The following is a 17,101-nucleotide window of genomic DNA, read 5'->3' on the forward strand; positions in this document are numbered from 1 at the left end:
CAAGGGCAGGCGGGCATTCCTCCGGAGGCTCGCCCGCTCGCGCGTCCACCGACCCTGGAATCGGCGGCCGCGCGACCTCCGCGTGGGCGGCCGCGCACCGCGGGCGAGGCCCGCGTACATCGCGCTCACCCTGGCGTCGGGGCGCCGCGCGCCATGCCACCCGAGGTCGCGAGCAGGAAGAGCCCGGCGACCCCGATCGCGACGCCGCCGCCGACGAGGACGGCGGCCGCGCCGCCGGCGGAGGCGGGCAGCGACGGCACGACGAGCAGGAACCGCTCGGCCCAGAGACCGACGAGGATCGCACCGGCGCCGGCCGCGAGCGTCGCGCGGCGCCGCTTCAGCCGCTCGGAGAAGAGCAGCCAGAACGGCCACGCGAACACCGCGACCAGCACCGCCGCGGACACGGGCCGGAACGGCCCGGTCCAGCGCCGGAGCAGCGCCGCCGACTCCTCCGGCACGTTGCCGTACCAGGTCGGCAGGAACAGCGCCCAGAGCAGGTAGCTCCACACCACGATGAACGCGAAGAGCAGCTTCCCGAGGTCGTGGCGCAGATCCGGGCCGCCCCGATCCTGGACGGCCGCCACGACCGCGACCCACGCCAGCCCGGAGAGGAACGCGCCGAGGAAGTAGTAGGCGGGGAGCACCGTGTAGGGCGGCGCGTCGGACAGCGACATCACGAGGTCGAAGGACCAGAGCGAGAGGCCCACGACGTACCCGAGCACGTAGACGAGGCTCGCCACGCGCACGCGCTCCGGATCGCGCACCCCGGGCCCGGCCCGGCGCGCCACGGCGACCGCGCGGGCGCCGAGCCCGAAGACGAGCGCGCTCGAGAGGAGCTGTCGCAGCGCGAGCCCGCCCACGCGGAGCGCCGAGGCGTCGCGCGTCCAGGGGATGAGGGTCCGCGCGCCGAGGAGGAGGACGAGGAGCAGGACGAGCGCGACCGGGAAGAAGCGGGCGGCCGCGTCCGCGACGGGGAGGACCGTCCGCGCCCAGCCGCCGTGCGCGATCCGCACCGCCGCCGCGAGCGCGACGGCGCCAGCCGAGAGACCGGCGAAGAAGAGCCAGCTCGCGTCGAGCGCGGCGAGCGCGGCGAGGGCATGGCCGGAGAAGACGCCCGCGACGAACGCGACGACGCCGACCGCGACCGCCGCGCGGGCGAGGCGCGCGAGGGGCGGGGAGGTCGCCGGGCCGGCGGGGACGGCGGGATCGGGGGTCATGGCTTCCCCGCTCCGGCGGGGGGCTCGGGCGGGAGGGGCGGCACCGTGACGACGGGCGAGGTCCGCTGGATCTCCCGCACCCAGTTCACGAGGTTCCAGCGGTCCTCGGCCGTGAGCCCCTCGCGCGCCGGAGGCATCGCCTTGCCGCCGTAGCTCACGGTCCCCCAGATGAAGCCGTCGGTCCGCTCGCGCACCTTCACGTAGGCGAGGTCCGGGGCGGGGGGGAAGAACCTCGAGACGGGCCCGCCGCCGCGCCCCTCCTTGCCGTGGCAGGGCGCGCACCGCGCGAGGAACAGGGCGTGCCCGCGCTCGAGCGAGCGGGCCGTCGCGGGGAACGGGTCCTTCAGGTCCTCGGTGTCGTCCCGGCTCTCGTACCGCGGCTCCGCGCCGAGCGGCACCGAGCGCTCCGGCTCCGGCCGCGGCGCCTGCTCCGGCCGGATCGAGGGCTGGTACCACATGTCCGTCCGCCAGTCGTTGCGGCACGCCGGCGCCGCGAGCGCCACCGCTGCGACGAGCCCGAGCGCGCGCGCGCTACGCATCGCCCACCTCGTCCGCGCCGCTCTCCCGCAGGATCCGGAGCGCCGCGGCGCCGTCCGCGCCCGCCCCGACCACCGCGCGCACCGCGACGCGGTCCTCCACGGCGCGCGGCCGGAAGACCGCCGCCTGGCGCCGGCCGCCGGCCCGGCTCCCGACGACGACCGCCACGAGGTTCGTCAGCGAGCCCACGAGCACGGTCATCTCGAAGATGACGATCACGAACGGCGGGACGGACACGACGGGCTTCCCGCCCGTCACGAGCGGCCACGCGAGCGACGTGCCGACCGTCAGGGCGACGCCCGCGAGCAGGCCGGCGATCGCGCCCGGGAGCGTCGCGAGGCCGAGCCGGCTCCGCGGCCGCCCCAGCGCCGCGATCACCTCCGGGAACGGGGCCGGCATGGCCGTCTGCACCTGGAACCCGGCCGCGCGCAGCGCGCGCACCGCCCGCGCGGCGTCGGACGGCTCGGCGAACGTCGCGAGGACGGCGCGATCACCGGGCATGGGTGGCCTCCTCCCCTGGGTCCGGGTGCGCCGCGTCGTGGGCGGCCTCCTCCTTCAGCTCCGAGATGGAGACGGGCGGGAGGATCTTGAGCCCGAGCAGGAACAGGAGGAAGAACCAGCCGAACGCGCCGAAGGTGATGGCCCACTCGACCCACGTCGGGACGTAGACGCGCCAGTCGAACGGCAGCCGGTCGTGCGAGAGCGACGTCACCACGATGTTGAACCGCTCGAGCCACATGCCGACGTTGACGGCGACGCAGATCCCGAGGAGCGCGGGCGTCCGCCGCCGGATCCGGCGGGAGAGGAGCAGGATCGGCCCGAGGCAGTTGCAGGTCACCATCGTCCAGAACACCGGCGCGTACGGCCCCGACATCCGGTAGAGGAACGTGCTCCGCTCCGGATCGTGCGCCGGCTCCTGCAGCGCCAGGAGGATCTCGGTGGCGTACGAGTACGTCACGATGAGGCCGGTCAGGACGACGAGCCGGGCGAGCATGTCGAGGTGGCGCGGCGTGATGAGGGCCTCGAGCCGGAACGCGCGCCGGAGCGGGATCAGGATCGTGATGACCATCGCCACGCCGGACAGGATCGCGCCGGCCACGAAGTAGGGCGGGAACAGCGTCGAGTGCCAGCCCGGGAGCACCGACACCGCGAAGTCCCACGAGACGACGCTGTGCACGGAGACGACGAGCGGCGTGGCGAACGCCGCGAAGAACAGGTACGCGCGCGTGTAGTGGCGCCACTGCTCGTCGGTGCCCCGCCAGCCGAACGCGAGCACGGCGTAGAGCCTGCGGCGCCACCCGGTCGCGCGGCCGCGCAGCGCCGCCGCGTCCGGTGCGACCCCGACCAGCAGGAACACGGTCGAGACGATGAGGTACGTCGAGATGGCGAACACGTCCCAGATCAGCGGGGACCGGAAGTTCACCCACAGCTCGCGCTGGTTCGGGTAGGGGAAGAGCCAGTACGCGAACCACGGCCGGCCGAGGTGGAGGATGGGGTAGAGGCCCGCCGTCATCACCGCGAACACGGTCATCATCTCGGCGACCCGGTAGACGGCCGTCCGGAACCGCGCCCGGAAGAGGAACAGGATCGCGCTGATGAGCGTGCCGGAGTGGGCGATGCCGACCCAGAACACGAAGTCGGTGATCAGGTTGCCCCACATCCCGGGCCGCTCGAGGCCCGTCCAGTAGAGCCCGCCGCGGACGATGAGCGAGTACGACCAGGCGCCGAAGGCTGCGACGCCTCCGGCGATGGCGAGCGCGAGCCAGTACGCCGGGCCGGGCCGCTCGTGCGTGGCGCGGACCGTCTCCTCGATGGACCTGAAGGAGTCGCTCGCCCTCATGGCTCGCCGTCCTCCACGCGCGCCAGGTAGGTGATCGCGGGCTGCGCGTTGACCTCCTCGAGGGCGCGGAACGCGCGCCCGTCGCGCGCCAGGCGGGAGACGCGCGACGCGGGATCGTTAGCGTCTCCGAAGACGATGGCGCGGCTCGGGCAGGTCTGCGCGCACGCGGGGACGATCTCGCCGTCCGCGACGGGGCGGCCCGCGTCGCGCGCCTCGTTCTCGGCGTAGCGGATCCGCTGGATGCAGAAGGTGCACTTCTCCATGACGCCGCGCGAGCGGACCGTGACGTCGGGGTTGAGCTGCATGTCGAGGGGGCGCTCGAAGCGGGCGTCGCGCCAGTTGAACGTCCGGACCTTGTACGGACAGTTGTTGGAGCAGTACCGCGTGCCGACGCAGCGGTTGTAGATCTGCGCGTTCAGCCCCTCCGGCGTGTGATAGGTCGCGTACACCGGGCAGACCGGCTCGCAGGGCGCGTTGGTGCACTGCTGGCACAGCATCAGGAGCAGCCGCACGTCGAGCGCGCCGCCGGGCTCGTCGCCGAGGTACCGCTCCACCCGGATCCACCCCATGTAGCGCCCGGCGCGCGCCGCCTCGGGCCCCATCACCGGCACGTTGTTCTCGGCGTGGCACGCGACCATGCACGCCTGGCACCCGGTGCACCGGTCGAGGTCGATCGCCATCGCCCACCGGTGCTCGGGGTGCGCCGGCTCGGGGTACATCTTCGCCGACAGGTCGGGGCGCCGCGGCGACGGCGCCGCGGCCGAGACGGCGGGCACGATCTCTCGCCCGTGCTGGTACGGGCTCCCCTCGAGCACGGGGAGCCGCGTCCGCTTCCCCGCGGCGGCGACCGTCGCGCGGACGCCGGCCCAGACGTGCTGGTCCCCGGCGCCCTCCGGCAGGAGCGCGAGCGCCTCGGGTCCGATGGGCAGCGCCGCGGCATCGTCCCGGATCCCGGGGAAGAGGTACGCCGGCACCTCGACGCGCCCCGCGGCGGTGCCGAGGACGACCAGGTCGCCCGTCGACACGCCGATCCGGCGCGCAGTCGCCGGCGACAGCTCGACCCACGGGCTCCAGGAGACGCTCGACAGCGCGTCGGGCACCTCGCGCAGCCAGGGCAGATCGGCGCCGCGGCCGTCGCCCCGGAGCGGGGTCGGGAAGACGACGAGGTCGAGCGTTCCGGCCGCGGCGGGCGCCGCGGGGGGCAGCTCGAGGAACGGCTCCGCCGCGGCCGCGCGCAGGGTCGGCGCAGGCGTCGCCGCGGGCTCGAACCAGTACCCGCCGCGCTGGAACGCCGCGCGGTGCACCGGCGCGACGTCGGCGGGCGCCGCGCCGAGCGCGGCCTTCGCGTGCTCCGCCGCCCGGGCGAGGACGACGTCCCAGGGATCCGTCGAGGGGAACGGCGCGGGCGTCGGGAGCTTCGCCCCGACCTCCATCAGCACCTGGGCGGACTGGCGGGTGTCGGCGAGCGGCGTCATCACCGGCTGGACGAGGTTCACGACGCCGGCGCGGGGTACGGTGTCCTCGAACGACTCGAGGGTGTGGTGATCCGGGAGGACGAGGTGGGCGCGATCCGTGGTCGGATCGGGCCGGAGCGCGAAGCTGACCACGAGCGGCACCTTCGCGAGCGCCTCGCGGAAGCCGAGCGCGGCGGGGAGGGTCCCGACGGGATCGGCGTGCTGGAGCAGGAGCACGTCGACGCCGCCGGAGCCGATCGCGGCCACGAGCGCGCGCACCTCGGCCGCCGAGGAAGGGACGTCCTCCCGCGGATCGAGCCCGTACCGCAGGGTGCGCCCGACGTTCCCGAGCGCGAGGTTGGCCACGAGCACGACCGCGGCCAGCGCGGTCGCGTCCGGCCCCTGGCTCTGGGGCCCGGGCGCGAGCAGGGCCGACGGACGCCGCACGGCCAGCTCCCGGGCGACGCGCTCGATCTCGCGCCATTCGACGCCGGCGCGGGCCGCGAGCTCGGCCGGCGCGTGGCGGAGCACCGGGGCGGCCAGCGGCCGGACCGCGTCGGCCACGGAGACCCGGCTCGCCGGGTCGAGGAGCCAGCGCAGGAGGCCGAGGGCCACCGCCAGCTCGCCGCCGCTCCGGCACCCGATCCACCGATCCGCGCTCACGCCGGTCAGCGCGAGCCGCGGCCCGACCCACGTCAGCCTCCTCCGCTCCGCGCCGAGGCGACCGCGCCCCTCGGCGAGCTGGCGCGCGAGCTCCACCGGCGAGCTCCAGGTCTCGACGAGGTCGGCGCCGAACGCGACCACGGACCGCGCCGCCGAGAGGTCGACGACCGGCAGCTCGGGCACGCCGAGGAGGGCCGCGCTCGCGGCCCGGAGCGGCGCGGGGGCGAGCGGAGCGAGCACGACGCGGTCCTCGGGGCGGCCCCCGGCGGCCTTCATGAAGGCGCGCTGCACCGCGCCGGTGCTGCCGGGCTCGAGGCGCGTGAGGAGGCGGACCCGGCCCGGTCCCTTCGCCTGCGCGGCCGCGATCGCCCGGGCGAGCGCGTCCTCCGCCTCGTCCCACGAGACCGGCGTGAGCGCGCCGTCCTTCCCCCGCCGCAGCGGGCCCTTGAAGCGGTCGGGATGGTAGAGCTCCTGGATGGCCGCCTGGCCTCGCGCGCAGAGCGCGCCCCGGCCGATGGGATCCTCGGGGTTGCCCTCGAGCTTGGTCGCGCGGCCCTCGCGCGTGCGGGCCGTGACGCCGCAGCCGGCGCCGCACTCGCGGCACGCCGTCCGGTAGAAGAGCGGACGGCCGGGGACGATCTCCTCGGGCGCCACCATCCACGGCACGAGCTTCTCGGTAGCCGCCTTCGGCGAGCACCCCGCGGCGACGCCCGCGCCGCCGGCGAGCTGGAGGAACGTCCTCCTCCCGAGGCGCCGCTCGCTCGGATCCGACATCCGCTCCTCACTTGTGGCAGGTCACGCACTCGGTGAGCTTGCGACGCTCTCCGGGCTTCTCGCGCTGCTTCCGGTGGTGGCACTCCAGGCACCAGCCCATCGTGAGCGGCGCCACCTGCCGCACGGCTTCCATCTTCTCCACCTCGCCGTGGCACTCCTGGCACCGGACCCCGGCCCTCACGTGCCGCTCGTGCGTGAAGTAGACGTGGTCCGGCAGGCGCGTCACGCGGACCCACTCGATGGGCTTGCCGTCCCGCAGCAGCTTCACGAACGGCTTCAGCTGGGCGTCGAGCTGCGGGTGCTCCGGGTCTTCCTTCACGAACTTGTGACAGCCCTGGCACCGGGCCATCGACGGGACGCCGGCGACGGGCCCGCGCTCGGCGTAGACGTGGCAGGAGGTGCAGCCGATGGCGGCGTCCGTGGCGTGGACCCGGTGGCTGAAGGGGACGGGCTGGACGGGCCCGGCGGGGGCCGCCGCGCCCGGACGCGCCAGCGCGATGCCGGAGGCGACGAGGACCGCGGCGGCGCCGGGCCGGAAGCGCACCACGTCGCGCCTCAGCGCTTCAGGCTGAAGCTCGCCTCCGCGGTCTTCCCGCCGGCGACCGTGACCGACTGCTCCGGCGCCTTCAGCTTGGCGTTCCACACCGCGAGCTTGTAGTTGCCCGGCGGGACGTTCTTGATCGTGTAGCTCCCCTTCGCGTCCACCGCGGCCGCGTACGGGTTCTGGCTCACGAAGATGTAGCCGAGCATCTCGGGGTGGATGCTGCAGAGCTGCGTGTACGCGCCCTCCTTGGCGAAGGTGTGCGCCCGCTCCTCGTTCGGCTTGAACGTGCCGAGGTTGTACGCGTCCTCGTCCGGCGAGTAGACGTTGTGCGCGACGGTGTCGTGGTTCAGGAACTTCACCGTGTCGCCCTTCGTGACCACGAGGATGTGCGGGACGAAGGCGAGCCCCTTCTGATCCATGGCCTCGCTCTTCGGGGCGAACGTCCCTGGCGCCTGCTTCACGTAGACGACGGTGTCCGGGAGGTACTTCGGCGGCGTGGAGTCGACCTTGCCGGTGATGGTCCCGGTCTGGGCGAGGGCCGGGAGCGCGTGCGCCGCGAGCAGCGCGAGCGCGAGGCGGGTGGCGAGACGGGCATGGCGGGTCATGGCGTGAGTCCTCGGGTGCGGGTGGCGGTCAGATGGCCCAGGCGAGGAAGAGCGCGATGGACTCGAACTCGGCCTGGTGGCTGGTGGGCGTGGCGGTCGACCTCGGAGCGTTGATGAAGCCGCCCCAGTCGGCGTTCCCTCCCGCCCAGCCCAGCGGGGCGCCGCCGGAGTCGGCGGGGAAGCCGCTCGCCGTCTCGACGTTCAGGACCAGCACGGCCTTCACGTTCGCGCGGAGCAGGAACGCGCAGCCCGGCATGAAGTGGTACGCCATCACGTCAGGGCCGCCGGCGGGGCGGAGCCCGATCCGCTCCACCCGCACCGCCGGCACCATCCACGGGAAGAGGACGTACGAGAGCTCCGCCCACTCCACGTCGGTGGACACGGACGCGAGGCCGCTCGTCCCGCGATCGTGCTTCTGGTCGTAGCCGCCGAGGTCGAGCTCGAGCGAGCCGAGCTGGCCCCGGACCGTGCCGCCGGCAGTGAACGAGGTGTCGCCCAGCGGCGGCGGTGACGCGCCGCCGCCCGGCGCGGGGTAGTACTCGCGCGAGTGGAAGACGAACGCGTCGAGGGTCAAGGCGTCCTCGGCCCAGGGGCGCATCGCGTCCTTGGGCCCCTGCGAGCCCTCGCCGTCGAGCCGCAGGCCGCCGAGCTTCGTGCCGGCGTGCGCGTACCAGTTCTCGCTGTTCAGGCGGACGGCGGTGGCGTTCTTCCCCGCGTTCACGCCCGCCGAATAGTCCACGTAGCCCGCGACGACGCCGGCCAGCTCCACGCCGTTGTAGTTGTCGACGAGCGTGAACGGGTCGGTCGAAAGGCCGTAGATGCCGGTGATCGGGACGGTCGTGATCCGGGCGTCCCCGAGGTAGCTCGAGTGCGGCCCGAAGCTGGTGAGGGTGGGGAACCCGCGGCCGACGTAGAGGTTCACCGCGTGCTTCGGCCCCACGAGGTCGTTCAGCAGCACCTGCGCGTGCTCCACCTCAGCCGCGCCGCTGAAGGTCAGCTCCCCCCAGAGCGTGATCGTGTCGTCCAGCGACGCGCCGAGCCAGACGTGCCCCTCGGCGACGAGATCGTCGAGCACGAACTGCGTCCCCTGGTTGGCGCGCGGGAAGCTCGCACCCTTGTCGGGATAGACGAAGGCCTGGCCGTTGACGCCGACGGCGATGGGGACGGAGATCGGGATCGTCCCGGGCCAGACGGAGTTCGGGAACGTCTTCTTGTTCGCCTCCTGGCCGAGGGCGACGGTGTCCTGCTTCACGTAGTCGGAGTCGACGCCGGGGAAGCGATAGCCGTTCCGGCGGAACGCCTCGCCGAACGGCGTGAGCCGCGGATACACGCTGTGGCAGGTGAGGCAGCTCGTGCCGTGCTTGCGCGCGAACGCGGGGATCGCGTCGGACCGCAGGGGCATCGCCACCGTGGCGGCGAAGAGGGCGAGGTGGAGCGACAGCGCCGGCCTGAGCCTCATGACGACCCTTTCCGGCGAGGGGCGCTCTGGCGCGGGGGAACTTCGGCTCCCGGAGCGTCGTGCCCGCCTGCGGCAGGGGCTTTGCGGCGCCAGCGTTTCCGGAGCCCGATGGCCCGGCAACCCGTCTCATGGGGACACCCCTCCGTGCGTCCCGGGCGGAGGAGGTCGTGTGGCGGCCGGCGGCGGGCATCGGCCACGCCGATCCGTAGGCCGGCAGCGGGCATCGGCACGCCGACCCGGAGGCCGGCGGCGGGCATCGGCACGCCGACCCGGAGGTCAGCGCGCTCGTGCCCGGCGCCAGGCCAGCCGACGAGGGGCTACGGGTGTCGCGCTACGCGCCGACGCTGCTCTCGGCCGCCGCGTGCGTGTCGCCGTGCCGCTCGGCCTCGCGGCGGTCCGCGAGGAGCGCGACGCACGCCGGGCACGTCACGCCGCGTGAATGCTTCGTCGAGCGGTGGGCGAAGCCACGCAGTCCGCAGAGGATCGCGTGCTCGTCGGTGTCGTAGAAGTGAACCAGGTTCTCGGAGGTTTCGGTGCTCATCTCGTCTCCCTCGGGCCGGCCGGGTGAGGGAGCGGGATGCTCCGAGACGAGGCTGCGGTCGTGGTGTGGAGTGTCTGCAAGGAGGTCTTTTAACCGGCGCACCAGGGAGTCGCACGAGGTGCAACGTGTCTCTCGTGTGGAAGGCGGCCCCTCGGCCGCTCGCGCGCGGCGCGGGCGGGCGCGCGTGCCCACCCGGCGCCGCGCTCGCCCCGCGGGCTCGCGGGACCTGAGCGGCTCACCCGCCGGCAGCGGCGGGATCCACGGCGCCCGCGGGATCCGCGCCGCGCCGACCGCTCGGGCGCCACGCCTTCCACGCGGCCGCGCACACCACGAGCACGTTCGCCGCGACGACCGGCTTCGCGTGCACGAGGGCGCCGTAGATCACCCACATCACGCCGCCGACCATCTGCGCGCGGACGAGGAGCTCGGTGCGGGAGAACAGGTACGACGCGATGAACGTCGCGGTCGCGGCCCACCCGAGCGCCTCCACGAGCGTCGAGGGCTGGACCGTCATGCGGCCCCCGCGACGAGCGCGGCCGGCGCCGTGTCGGCGACCGTGATCCGGTCGGTGCGAGCCTTCTCCCAGTCCTGCAGGGTGAGCCCGTACGTCTCGAAGAGCTCGCGGATCTCGGGCGAGCGCCACCCGGCGGTCTGCTCGAGGATCGGGACCAGGATGCCGAACGCGCTGTCGCTCAGGACGGTCCTCTTCGCGATCCGCGCGAGGAGCCGGTTCTCCGAGACGGCGATGGTGAGGCCGTCGCGGTTGTTCACGTGCAGCATCACGTGCACGTCGGAGCCCCCGTCGCCCACGTAGATCGTCCGCTCCGGCTCCGTGCCGACGCGCGCCTCGAGCTCCTCGACGACCGAGACCTTGCCGTACCCGGCGGGCACCCGCCGGATCGACGTGACCTCGCCCGACCGCTCGTCGAACTCGAGCTCCGTCCCGAAGATGTGCTCGGGGGCCACGACGCCGTCGAGCGCGGACTGGATCACCTCGCGCGGCGCGGCGGACGCGATGAAGAACGAGAACTGCACGCCGTCGATCCCGCGCTGCAGGAACTCGACGAGCGGGCGGATGTCGGGGCGGAGGCGGACCCGGCGGCCGGTCTCGACCAGGTGCTCGCGGCGGACGCCCCGGAAGTCCGGGTCGTGCCGGATCAGGTACGCGAGCTCGGCGCCCTGCTGGACCAGGTGGGAGCGCGCGAGGCCGTCGACCTTCCCCTGGAACCCGGGCGCGCCGAGCAGCTCGCTCAGGATCAGCCCGGAGTCGTTGAAGCTGAGCGTCTGGTCGAAGTCCGAGACCAGGAGGAAGTGCTTCGGGCGGTTGGAGGTGGTTACCACGACGGCTCCTTTCGTTTCGTGCGGCTGGCGAAGCGGACATGACAGCATGAACACTGGACATGGCAACTAGGTCCGCCTCGATGTGTCCCGTGACCCTAACCGCCGCACTGCGGCAAAGCAACGCTCGGCCCCGAATCGTCACAAATCGCCCAAAAGTGCGGCCATGGGTGCGCGATGTGCGGGCTTGTGCGACCGCGGTCGATGTTGATATATCAACTCGTGATGACCTCCAGGGCAGCGAGGATCCCCAAATACCAGCAGGTCACCTCCATGCTCGAGGAGGGCATCCACTCGGGCCGCTGGAAGAGCGGTGATCGGCTGCCGAGCGAGGCGGAGCTCGTCCGCCAGTTCGGCGCGTCACGCATCACCGTCGGGCGCGCCGTCCGGGACCTGCAGGTCGCGGGGCTCGTCGAGCGCCGCGCCGGTTCGGGGACGTTCGTGAAGGGGGCGCGCGACCCGGCGGCGCTCTCGTTCGGGATGCTCGTCCCGGATCTCGGCGAGACGGAGATCTTCGAGCCCATCTGGCAGGGCATCGCCTCTTCGCCGCTGGCGCGCGCGCACGCGCTCGTCTGGGGCAGCTCGGCAGGCTCGAAGGAGGAGCAGGCCTGGGGGATCTGCCGCCAGTACATCGAGCGCAGGGTCTCGGGCGTGTTCTTCGCGCCGCTCGAGCTCACGCCGGCGAAGGACGAGATGAACCGGCGCATCACGCGCGCGCTCGACGAGGCGGGGATCCCCATCGTCCTGCTCGACCGGCCCGCGGCCCCGTACCCCGATCGCGGGCACCACGATCTCGTCGGGATCGACAATCGCCGCGCGGGCCACGTCGTCACCGACCACCTCGTCCGCCTCGGCGCGCGCCGGATCGCGTTCGTCGGACTCCGGAACGCGGCGGCGACGGTCGACGCCCGCGAGGCGGGCTATCGCGAGGCGCTCCACGCGCGCGGGCTCCCCTGCGACACCTCGCTGGTGCACCGGCTCGACCCGACGGACGTCGCCCAGGTGCGGGCGCTCCTCGACGCCGATCACCCCGACGCGATCGTGGCGGCCAACGACTGGACCGCCGCGCGCCTCATGCACGCGCTCCTCGCGCTCGGGATCGCGGTGCCGCGAGACGTCCGCCTGGTCGGGATCGACGACGTCCCCTGGGCGCCGCTCCTCCCGGTGCCCCTCACCACGTTCCGGCAGCCGACGCGCCAGATCGGGGCGGCGGCGCTCGCGGCGATGCTCGACCGCGTCGCCCGCGCCGACCTGCCCACGCGAGACATCCTGCTGCACGGCTCGCTCGTCGTGCGCGCGTCGTGCGGCGCGCCGCCGGGCGGGGCGAGCGTCTCCGGCGCCTGAGCCGGGCCGGGCGCACATTCCAGGCGTGGTGCGTCCCGTCGCCGCCGCGCTGGCGCTCGCGGCCGCGTGCTCCCCGTCGCGGCCCGCGCCGTCCGTCCGGCGTGTCGAGATCGCCCGCCGTCCCGGGACGGCGGGCCTCGAGCCCAGAGGCTTCGCCCGGCTCGGTGGCGCCGTGCTGTTCCAGGGCTCGACGCCGGCGGAGGGGCGGGAGCTCTGGCGCTCGGACGGCACGCCGGAGGGCACGACGCTCGTGCTCGACGCCATGCCGGGGACGGGGAGCTCCGATCCCACGGACGTGACCGTCGTCGGGGACCGCGCCTTCTTCCCCGCCAGCGACGGCCGGACTCGCCGGATCTGGGTCACCGACGGCACGAGCGCCGGGACGCGCCCGACCGCGCTCTTCCCGGAGTCGGACCGGCAGAGCACGGTATTCCTCGGCGCCGTCCCCGGGCGGCTCACCGTGACGACCTCCGAGCCCGAGGCGTCGGTCTGGAGCTCGGACGGGGCCGCGCCCGCGACGAAGCTCCTCGGGCGCGCCTGCCCGGGCCCGTGCGGCGTCGGCGCGGTGGTGCCGATCGACGACCGCCTCTTCGTGTCGCTGTTCTTCAAGTCGCGGCCGGGCGAGCTGTGGCGCGTGGACGGCTCCGGAGAGGCCGTCCTCGTCGGCACCCCGGTGCGCCGGCTCGTCGGGTGGAGCGGCGCGGGTGTCTTCTTCGCGCGCGACGACGAGGCGGGCGGCGTCTGGGTCGCGACCGGAACGGACGCTCGGCGCGTATCGGACGCGGACGTCCGCAACGGCCCCGCCGGCGACGCGGCGGCGCTCGGCGACGTCCTCCTGTTCCCCGCCGGCGGCGGCTCGATCGGCCGCGAAGCGTCGGAGCTGTGGCGGAGCGACGGGACCGCGGAGGGGACGCGCCGCGTCGCGGATCCCGTGCCCGCCCCGGGCACGCCGCGATTGCACGGGCTCGCGGCGGCGGGCGGGCGGGTGTTCTTCCTCGTCGACCCGGGAGGCACGGGGGCCGGCCCGCTCGCGCTCTGGGCGTCGGACGGCACGTCGGCGGGCACGGGCGCGCTCGCGACCGGCCTGCAGGACGTCCCCGCGCTCGTGCCGCTCGGGAGCGGCGTGGTCTTCCAGGCGCGCGCAGCGGACGGTGCGCTCGGGCTCTGGCGCAGCGACGGCACCGTCGCGGGCACGGCGGTCCTCGCCCCGCTCGCCGCGCCCATCGCGGCGCTCACCTCGGTCGGCGGCGGCGACGCGTGGTTCGCCGGTCCCGACGGCCAGCCGTGGCGGACCGACGGGACGTCGGCCGGGACGCGGCCGGTGGGCGTCGCGGCGGCGGCGCTCGGGGCCGAGCCGGCGGGCCTGACCGTGCTCGGCCAGCAGGTCCTGCTGACCGCGAACGACGGCGTGCACGGCTCCGAGCCCTGGCGGACCGACGGGACCGACGCCGGGACGCACCTCCTCGCGGACCTGTGGTCCGGCCCGGCCGGCGGCGAGCCGCGCGGGTACGCGGTATCCGGCGGGCGCGCGTGGTTCCTCGACGTGTCGGATCCCGCGCTCGCGGGGCAGGGGTACCCGACGTCGTCCGTCCGGCTCCACGCGACGGACGGGACGGAGGCCGGGACGGTGCTGCGGCGCGACGCGTTCCTCACGTCCGGCTGCATCGGCCCGCCCTGCGCGCCGGGACCCGTCACCGTCGGCGGCCGGGCGCTTTACGTCGTGCAGGATCCGCGAACGCTGGCGCCGCAGGTCTGGGCGGACGACGGGACGACCTCGGCGCCGGTCCCGGGCGGCGCGCTCGACCCGATCGCGTGGCCGGCGACGCTCGGCGACCGGCTCTTCTTCGTGAGCGGGGACGGCGTCTTCGCGACGCGCGGCGACGCGATCCGGCCCCTGCCGTTCCCGGCGCGGCCCGCCGCGCTCACCGCCGCGGCGGGCGCGCTCTACCTCGTCGGGGAGGCGGAGCCGGGCGTGGCCGGCCTGTTCCGGAGCGACGGCTCCGAGACGGCGCCCGTGCTCGTGCGCCGCTTCCCGGATCCGCGCGGCTTCGCGTCGCTCGCGTCGCTCGCGGGAGCGGCGGGCCGCCTCTGGTTCAGCGTGGACCAGGCGGACACGGGGCCGGAGCCCTGGGTGAGCGACGGGACGGAGGCCGGGACCGTCCCGCTCGGCGATCTGCTCCCGGGGCCGGCGGGCTCGGCGCCGTCGGGCTTCGCCGCGATCGGCGCGCGCGTCGTCTTCTTCGCCGACGACGGCGCGCACGGGCGCGAGCCGTGGGTGACGGACGGCACCGCCGACGGCACGCACCTCCTCGCGGATCTGAACCCCGGACCGGCGCCCTCCGTCGCGCCGGACGCGCGGCTCGTCCCGGCGGGTCCGGACGGGCCGCTCTTCTTCGCGGCCTCGGACGGCGCGAGCGGCGACGAGCTCTGGACGACCGACGGCTCCCGGGAGGGCACGCGGCGCGTGGTGGACCTCGCGCCGGGGGCACGCTCGTCGAGCCCGGCGGACCTGATCGTGCTCGGCGACACGCTGCTGCTCACGGCGGACCACCCGGAGACGGGGCGGCAGCTCGTCGTGGTGAGCATCCCCGGCGCGCGCGCCGGCCCGCTCCCGGCGCCGCCGGTGGCCGGCGCGCCGCCGAAACCTCCAGGCGCCACGGCCAGGTAGGAGCCCCGCGCCTTGACGCCGCCTCGATGTCGCGGCGATCATGCGGCCGCCGCACGCGTCACCGTTCGCCCCGACGGCGGTGGGCATTCCGCACACGTCGCGGCGTCCACCGCGCTCAACCGACCGACGACCACACGCCGATGAAGACGCGACTCGTGTCCCTGCTCTGGGCGCTGCTGCTCCTCGCTCCCGCGCCGCGCGCGAGCGCCGACACCGAGGAGGAGCTCACCGTCCTCAGCTATCACGAGGTCGCCGAGCGCGGCGAGGCGCTCGTCCCGCAGTACGCGGTGACCCCGACCAACTTCGTGCGGCAGATGGACTGGCTGCGGAACCACGGGTACCGCTTCGTCGGCGTGCGGGACCTGCTCGCGGCGCGCGAGGGCCGCGCGCCGCTCCCGCCGAAGGCCGTGCTCGTCACCTTCGACGATGGGTACCAGTCCGTGTACGACCACGCCTGGCCCGTCCTGAAGATGTTCCGCATCCCCGCCGTCATCAACGTCGTGGGCGGCTGGCTGGAAGAGAAGGGGAGGGTGAACTTCGACGGCAAGGAGCTGCCGCGCGGGAAGCTCCTGTCGTGGCCGGAGCTCCGCGAGATGAGCGAGAGCGGGCTCGTCGAGATCGGCAGCCACAGCTGCGACCTCCACCGCGGCATCGTCGGCAACCCGCAGGGCAACCTGGAGCCGGCGGCGACGACCCGGAGGTACCTGCCGGATGAGAAGCGCTACGAGGACGAGGCGACCTACCGCCGGCGCGTGGAGGCCGACCTCGAGCGCAACAACTCCCTCATCCGGCGCCACACCGGGAAGGCGCCCCGCGTGATCGCGTGGCCGTACGGCCGCTACAACGAGATCACGCGCGAGATCGCCGCGAAGCTCGGGATGCCAATCGGGCTCACGCTCGACGACGGCGCCAACGTGCACGAAACGCCGCTCTGGGCGCTGCGCCGGATCCTCGTCGAGAGCGGGATGGCGCTCTGGGACCTCGCGCGCGAGATCGCGATCCGGAACCAGAACCTCTCGGACAACGACCGTCCCCAGAAGATCATGCACGTGGATCTCGACTACGTGTACGACGCGGATCCCGCGCAGCAGGACCGGAACCTCGGCCACCTCCTCGACCGCATCGAGAAGATGGGGGTGAACACGGTCTACCTGCAGGCGTTCTCCGATCCGGACGGCAACGGCTCCGCGGACTCCGTCTACTTCCCGTGCCGGCGCCTCCCCATGCGCGCCGATCTGTTCAACCGCGCCGCGTGGCAGATCCGGACGCGGACGCAGGTGAAGCGGCTCTACGCCTGGATGCCGGCGCTGGCGTGGGAGCTGCCGGCGACGGACCCGGCCGCACACGACCGGGTGGAGACGGTGGCCGGCGATCACACCGACCGCGTGAACATGGGGTACCGCCGGCTCTCGCCGTTCTCGCCCCGTGCCCGCGAGGCGATCCGCGAGATCTACGAGGACCTCGCGCGCGCCGCGCCGTTCGAGGGGATCCTGTTCCACGACGACCTCACGCTGTCCGACTACGAGGACGCGAGCCCGTCCGCGCTCGCCACCTACCGGGCGTGGGGGCTGCCGGGATCCGTCGAGGAGATCCGGAAGAGCGACGACCTGCTCGGGCGCTGGACCATCTTCAAGATCAACGCGCTCGACGACTTCGCCCTGGACCTCGCCGCGGTCGTGCGCCGGCAGCAGCCTGCGCTGCGCGTCGCGCGGAACCTCTACGCACGCGTGGCGCTGAACCCGAAGGCGGAGGTCTGGTACTCGCAGTCGCTCGACAACTCCATCGCCCGGTACGACTTCACCGCGATCATGGCCATGCCGTACATGGAGAAGGCGCCGGATCAGGCGGCGTTCTTCCACGACCTGGTGCACGCGGTGGACTACCGCGACGCCATGAAGAAGGTCGTGTTCGAGCTGCAGACCGTGGACTGGCGGAACGACAGCCGGCTCGTCCCGAGCGAGGAGCTCGCCGACACGATCCGGAGCCTCTACGGCATGGGCGTGGAGCACGTGGGCTTCTATCCCGACGCCCTCTTCCGCGATCATCCGTCCCCCCGCGTCCTCAAGCCGGCGCTGGACGCGAAGCCGAACGCGCCCGAGATGCGCTGAGGACCGCCG

At 74.1% G+C, this 17,101-nt stretch carries 14 protein-coding genes; 3 read left to right on the top strand and 11 right to left on the bottom strand.

Annotated elements, in window-relative coordinates; genetic code table 11:
• Positions 1-125: 125 nt before the first annotated feature.
• The 11 genes from AMOR_RS22770 to AMOR_RS22820 form a co-directional block, all read right to left on the bottom strand.
• Positions 126-1,217, bottom strand: coding sequence for a hypothetical protein (locus tag AMOR_RS22770; protein ID WP_248354456.1), 1,092 nt, complete (start codon positions 1,215-1,217; stop codon positions 126-128).
• Positions 1,214-1,756 (bottom strand): c-type cytochrome, encoded by a 543-nt coding sequence (locus AMOR_RS22775; RefSeq protein WP_248354458.1) that lies wholly within the window; start codon positions 1,754-1,756, stop codon positions 1,214-1,216. Before AMOR_RS22775 ends, AMOR_RS22770 begins: the two co-directional genes overlap by 4 nt.
• Complete coding sequence (locus AMOR_RS22780) at positions 1,749-2,255, bottom strand: quinol:electron acceptor oxidoreductase subunit ActD (protein ID WP_248354460.1); 507 nt, start codon at positions 2,253-2,255, stop codon at positions 1,749-1,751. The genes AMOR_RS22775 and AMOR_RS22780 overlap by 8 nt, the downstream gene beginning before the upstream one ends.
• The gene (gene nrfD, locus AMOR_RS22785) at positions 2,245-3,594 is read right to left on the bottom strand and encodes an NrfD/PsrC family molybdoenzyme membrane anchor subunit (protein WP_248354462.1); all 1,350 of its coding nucleotides are present in this window, start codon (positions 3,592-3,594) and stop codon (positions 2,245-2,247) included. Before nrfD ends, AMOR_RS22780 begins: the two co-directional genes overlap by 11 nt.
• On the bottom strand, positions 3,591-6,485 hold the full coding sequence (locus AMOR_RS22790; RefSeq protein ID WP_248354464.1) for a molybdopterin-dependent oxidoreductase: 2,895 nt from the start codon (positions 6,483-6,485) through the stop codon (positions 3,591-3,593). The genes nrfD and AMOR_RS22790 overlap by 4 nt, the downstream gene beginning before the upstream one ends.
• Before the next feature lie 7 nt (positions 6,486-6,492).
• On the bottom strand, positions 6,493-7,032 hold the full coding sequence (locus AMOR_RS22795) for a cytochrome c3 family protein (protein ID WP_248354466.1): 540 nt from the start codon (positions 7,030-7,032) through the stop codon (positions 6,493-6,495).
• Between the two features lie 8 nt (positions 7,033-7,040).
• A complete protein-coding gene (locus AMOR_RS22800) occupies positions 7,041-7,634 on the bottom strand; it encodes a plastocyanin/azurin family copper-binding protein (protein WP_248354467.1) in 594 nt (197 codons plus the stop codon).
• Positions 7,635-7,662: 28 nt separating this feature from the next.
• Positions 7,663-9,093 carry a hypothetical protein gene (locus AMOR_RS22805; RefSeq protein ID WP_248354469.1) on the bottom strand — a complete coding sequence of 477 codons (1,431 nt, stop codon included), beginning with the start codon at positions 9,091-9,093 and terminating at the stop codon, positions 7,663-7,665.
• A 331-nt stretch (positions 9,094-9,424) separates the two neighbouring features.
• On the bottom strand, positions 9,425-9,634 hold the full coding sequence (locus tag AMOR_RS22810; RefSeq protein WP_248354471.1) for a hypothetical protein: 210 nt from the start codon (positions 9,632-9,634) through the stop codon (positions 9,425-9,427).
• Between the two features lie 235 nt (positions 9,635-9,869).
• Entirely contained in the window at positions 9,870-10,148 is a 279-nt protein-coding gene (locus tag AMOR_RS22815) for a hypothetical protein (protein WP_248354473.1), read from the bottom strand.
• On the bottom strand, positions 10,145-10,975 hold the full coding sequence (locus tag AMOR_RS22820) for an HAD-IB family phosphatase (protein ID WP_248354476.1): 831 nt from the start codon (positions 10,973-10,975) through the stop codon (positions 10,145-10,147). The genes AMOR_RS22815 and AMOR_RS22820 overlap by 4 nt, the downstream gene beginning before the upstream one ends.
• A 222-nt stretch (positions 10,976-11,197) precedes the next feature.
• Between AMOR_RS22820 and AMOR_RS22825 the strand changes: the two genes are divergently transcribed.
• The 3 genes from AMOR_RS22825 (at position 11,198) to pgaB (ending at position 17,092) form a co-directional block, all read left to right on the top strand.
• Entirely contained in the window at positions 11,198-12,316 is a 1,119-nt protein-coding gene (locus AMOR_RS22825) for a GntR family transcriptional regulator (RefSeq protein WP_248354478.1), read from the top strand.
• A gap of 25 nt (positions 12,317-12,341) precedes the next feature.
• Entirely contained in the window at positions 12,342-14,984 is a 2,643-nt protein-coding gene (locus tag AMOR_RS22830; RefSeq protein WP_248354480.1) for a hypothetical protein, read from the top strand.
• A gap of 140 nt (positions 14,985-15,124) precedes the next feature.
• Positions 15,125-17,092 carry a poly-beta-1,6-N-acetyl-D-glucosamine N-deacetylase PgaB gene (gene pgaB, locus AMOR_RS22835; protein WP_248354482.1) on the top strand — a complete coding sequence of 656 codons (1,968 nt, stop codon included), beginning with the start codon at positions 15,125-15,127 and terminating at the stop codon, positions 17,090-17,092.
• Positions 17,093-17,101: the final 9 nt, after the last annotated feature.

Origin of the sequence: Anaeromyxobacter oryzae (genome assembly GCF_023169945.1) — a bacterium.
GTDB classification, from domain to species: Bacteria; Myxococcota; Myxococcia; order Myxococcales; family Anaeromyxobacteraceae; genus Anaeromyxobacter; species Anaeromyxobacter oryzae.

What these genes read in the sequence shown, in the direction of transcription:
- nrfD (WP_248354462.1), bottom strand. Translation starts at nt 3,594, where the DNA reads ATGAGGGCGAGCGACTCCTTCAGGTCCATCGAGGAGACGGTCCGCGCC.
- AMOR_RS22800 (WP_248354467.1), bottom strand. Translation starts at nt 7,634, where the DNA reads ATGACCCGCCATGCCCGTCTCGCCACCCGCCTCGCGCTCGCGCTGCTC.
- AMOR_RS22790 (WP_248354464.1), bottom strand. Translation starts at nt 6,485, where the DNA reads ATGTCGGATCCGAGCGAGCGGCGCCTCGGGAGGAGGACGTTCCTCCAG.
- AMOR_RS22780 (WP_248354460.1), bottom strand. Translation starts at nt 2,255, where the DNA reads ATGCCCGGTGATCGCGCCGTCCTCGCGACGTTCGCCGAGCCGTCCGAC.
- AMOR_RS22805 (WP_248354469.1), bottom strand. Translation starts at nt 9,093, where the DNA reads ATGAGGCTCAGGCCGGCGCTGTCGCTCCACCTCGCCCTCTTCGCCGCC.
- AMOR_RS22775 (WP_248354458.1), bottom strand. Translation starts at nt 1,756, where the DNA reads ATGCGTAGCGCGCGCGCGCTCGGGCTCGTCGCAGCGGTGGCGCTCGCG.
- AMOR_RS22810 (WP_248354471.1), bottom strand. Translation starts at nt 9,634, where the DNA reads ATGAGCACCGAAACCTCCGAGAACCTGGTTCACTTCTACGACACCGAC.
- AMOR_RS22815 (WP_248354473.1), bottom strand. Translation starts at nt 10,148, where the DNA reads ATGACGGTCCAGCCCTCGACGCTCGTGGAGGCGCTCGGGTGGGCCGCG.
- AMOR_RS22825 (WP_248354478.1), top strand. Translation starts at nt 11,198, where the DNA reads ATGACCTCCAGGGCAGCGAGGATCCCCAAATACCAGCAGGTCACCTCC.
- pgaB (WP_248354482.1), top strand. Translation starts at nt 15,125, where the DNA reads ATGAAGACGCGACTCGTGTCCCTGCTCTGGGCGCTGCTGCTCCTCGCT.
- AMOR_RS22770 (WP_248354456.1), bottom strand. Translation starts at nt 1,217, where the DNA reads ATGACCCCCGATCCCGCCGTCCCCGCCGGCCCGGCGACCTCCCCGCCC.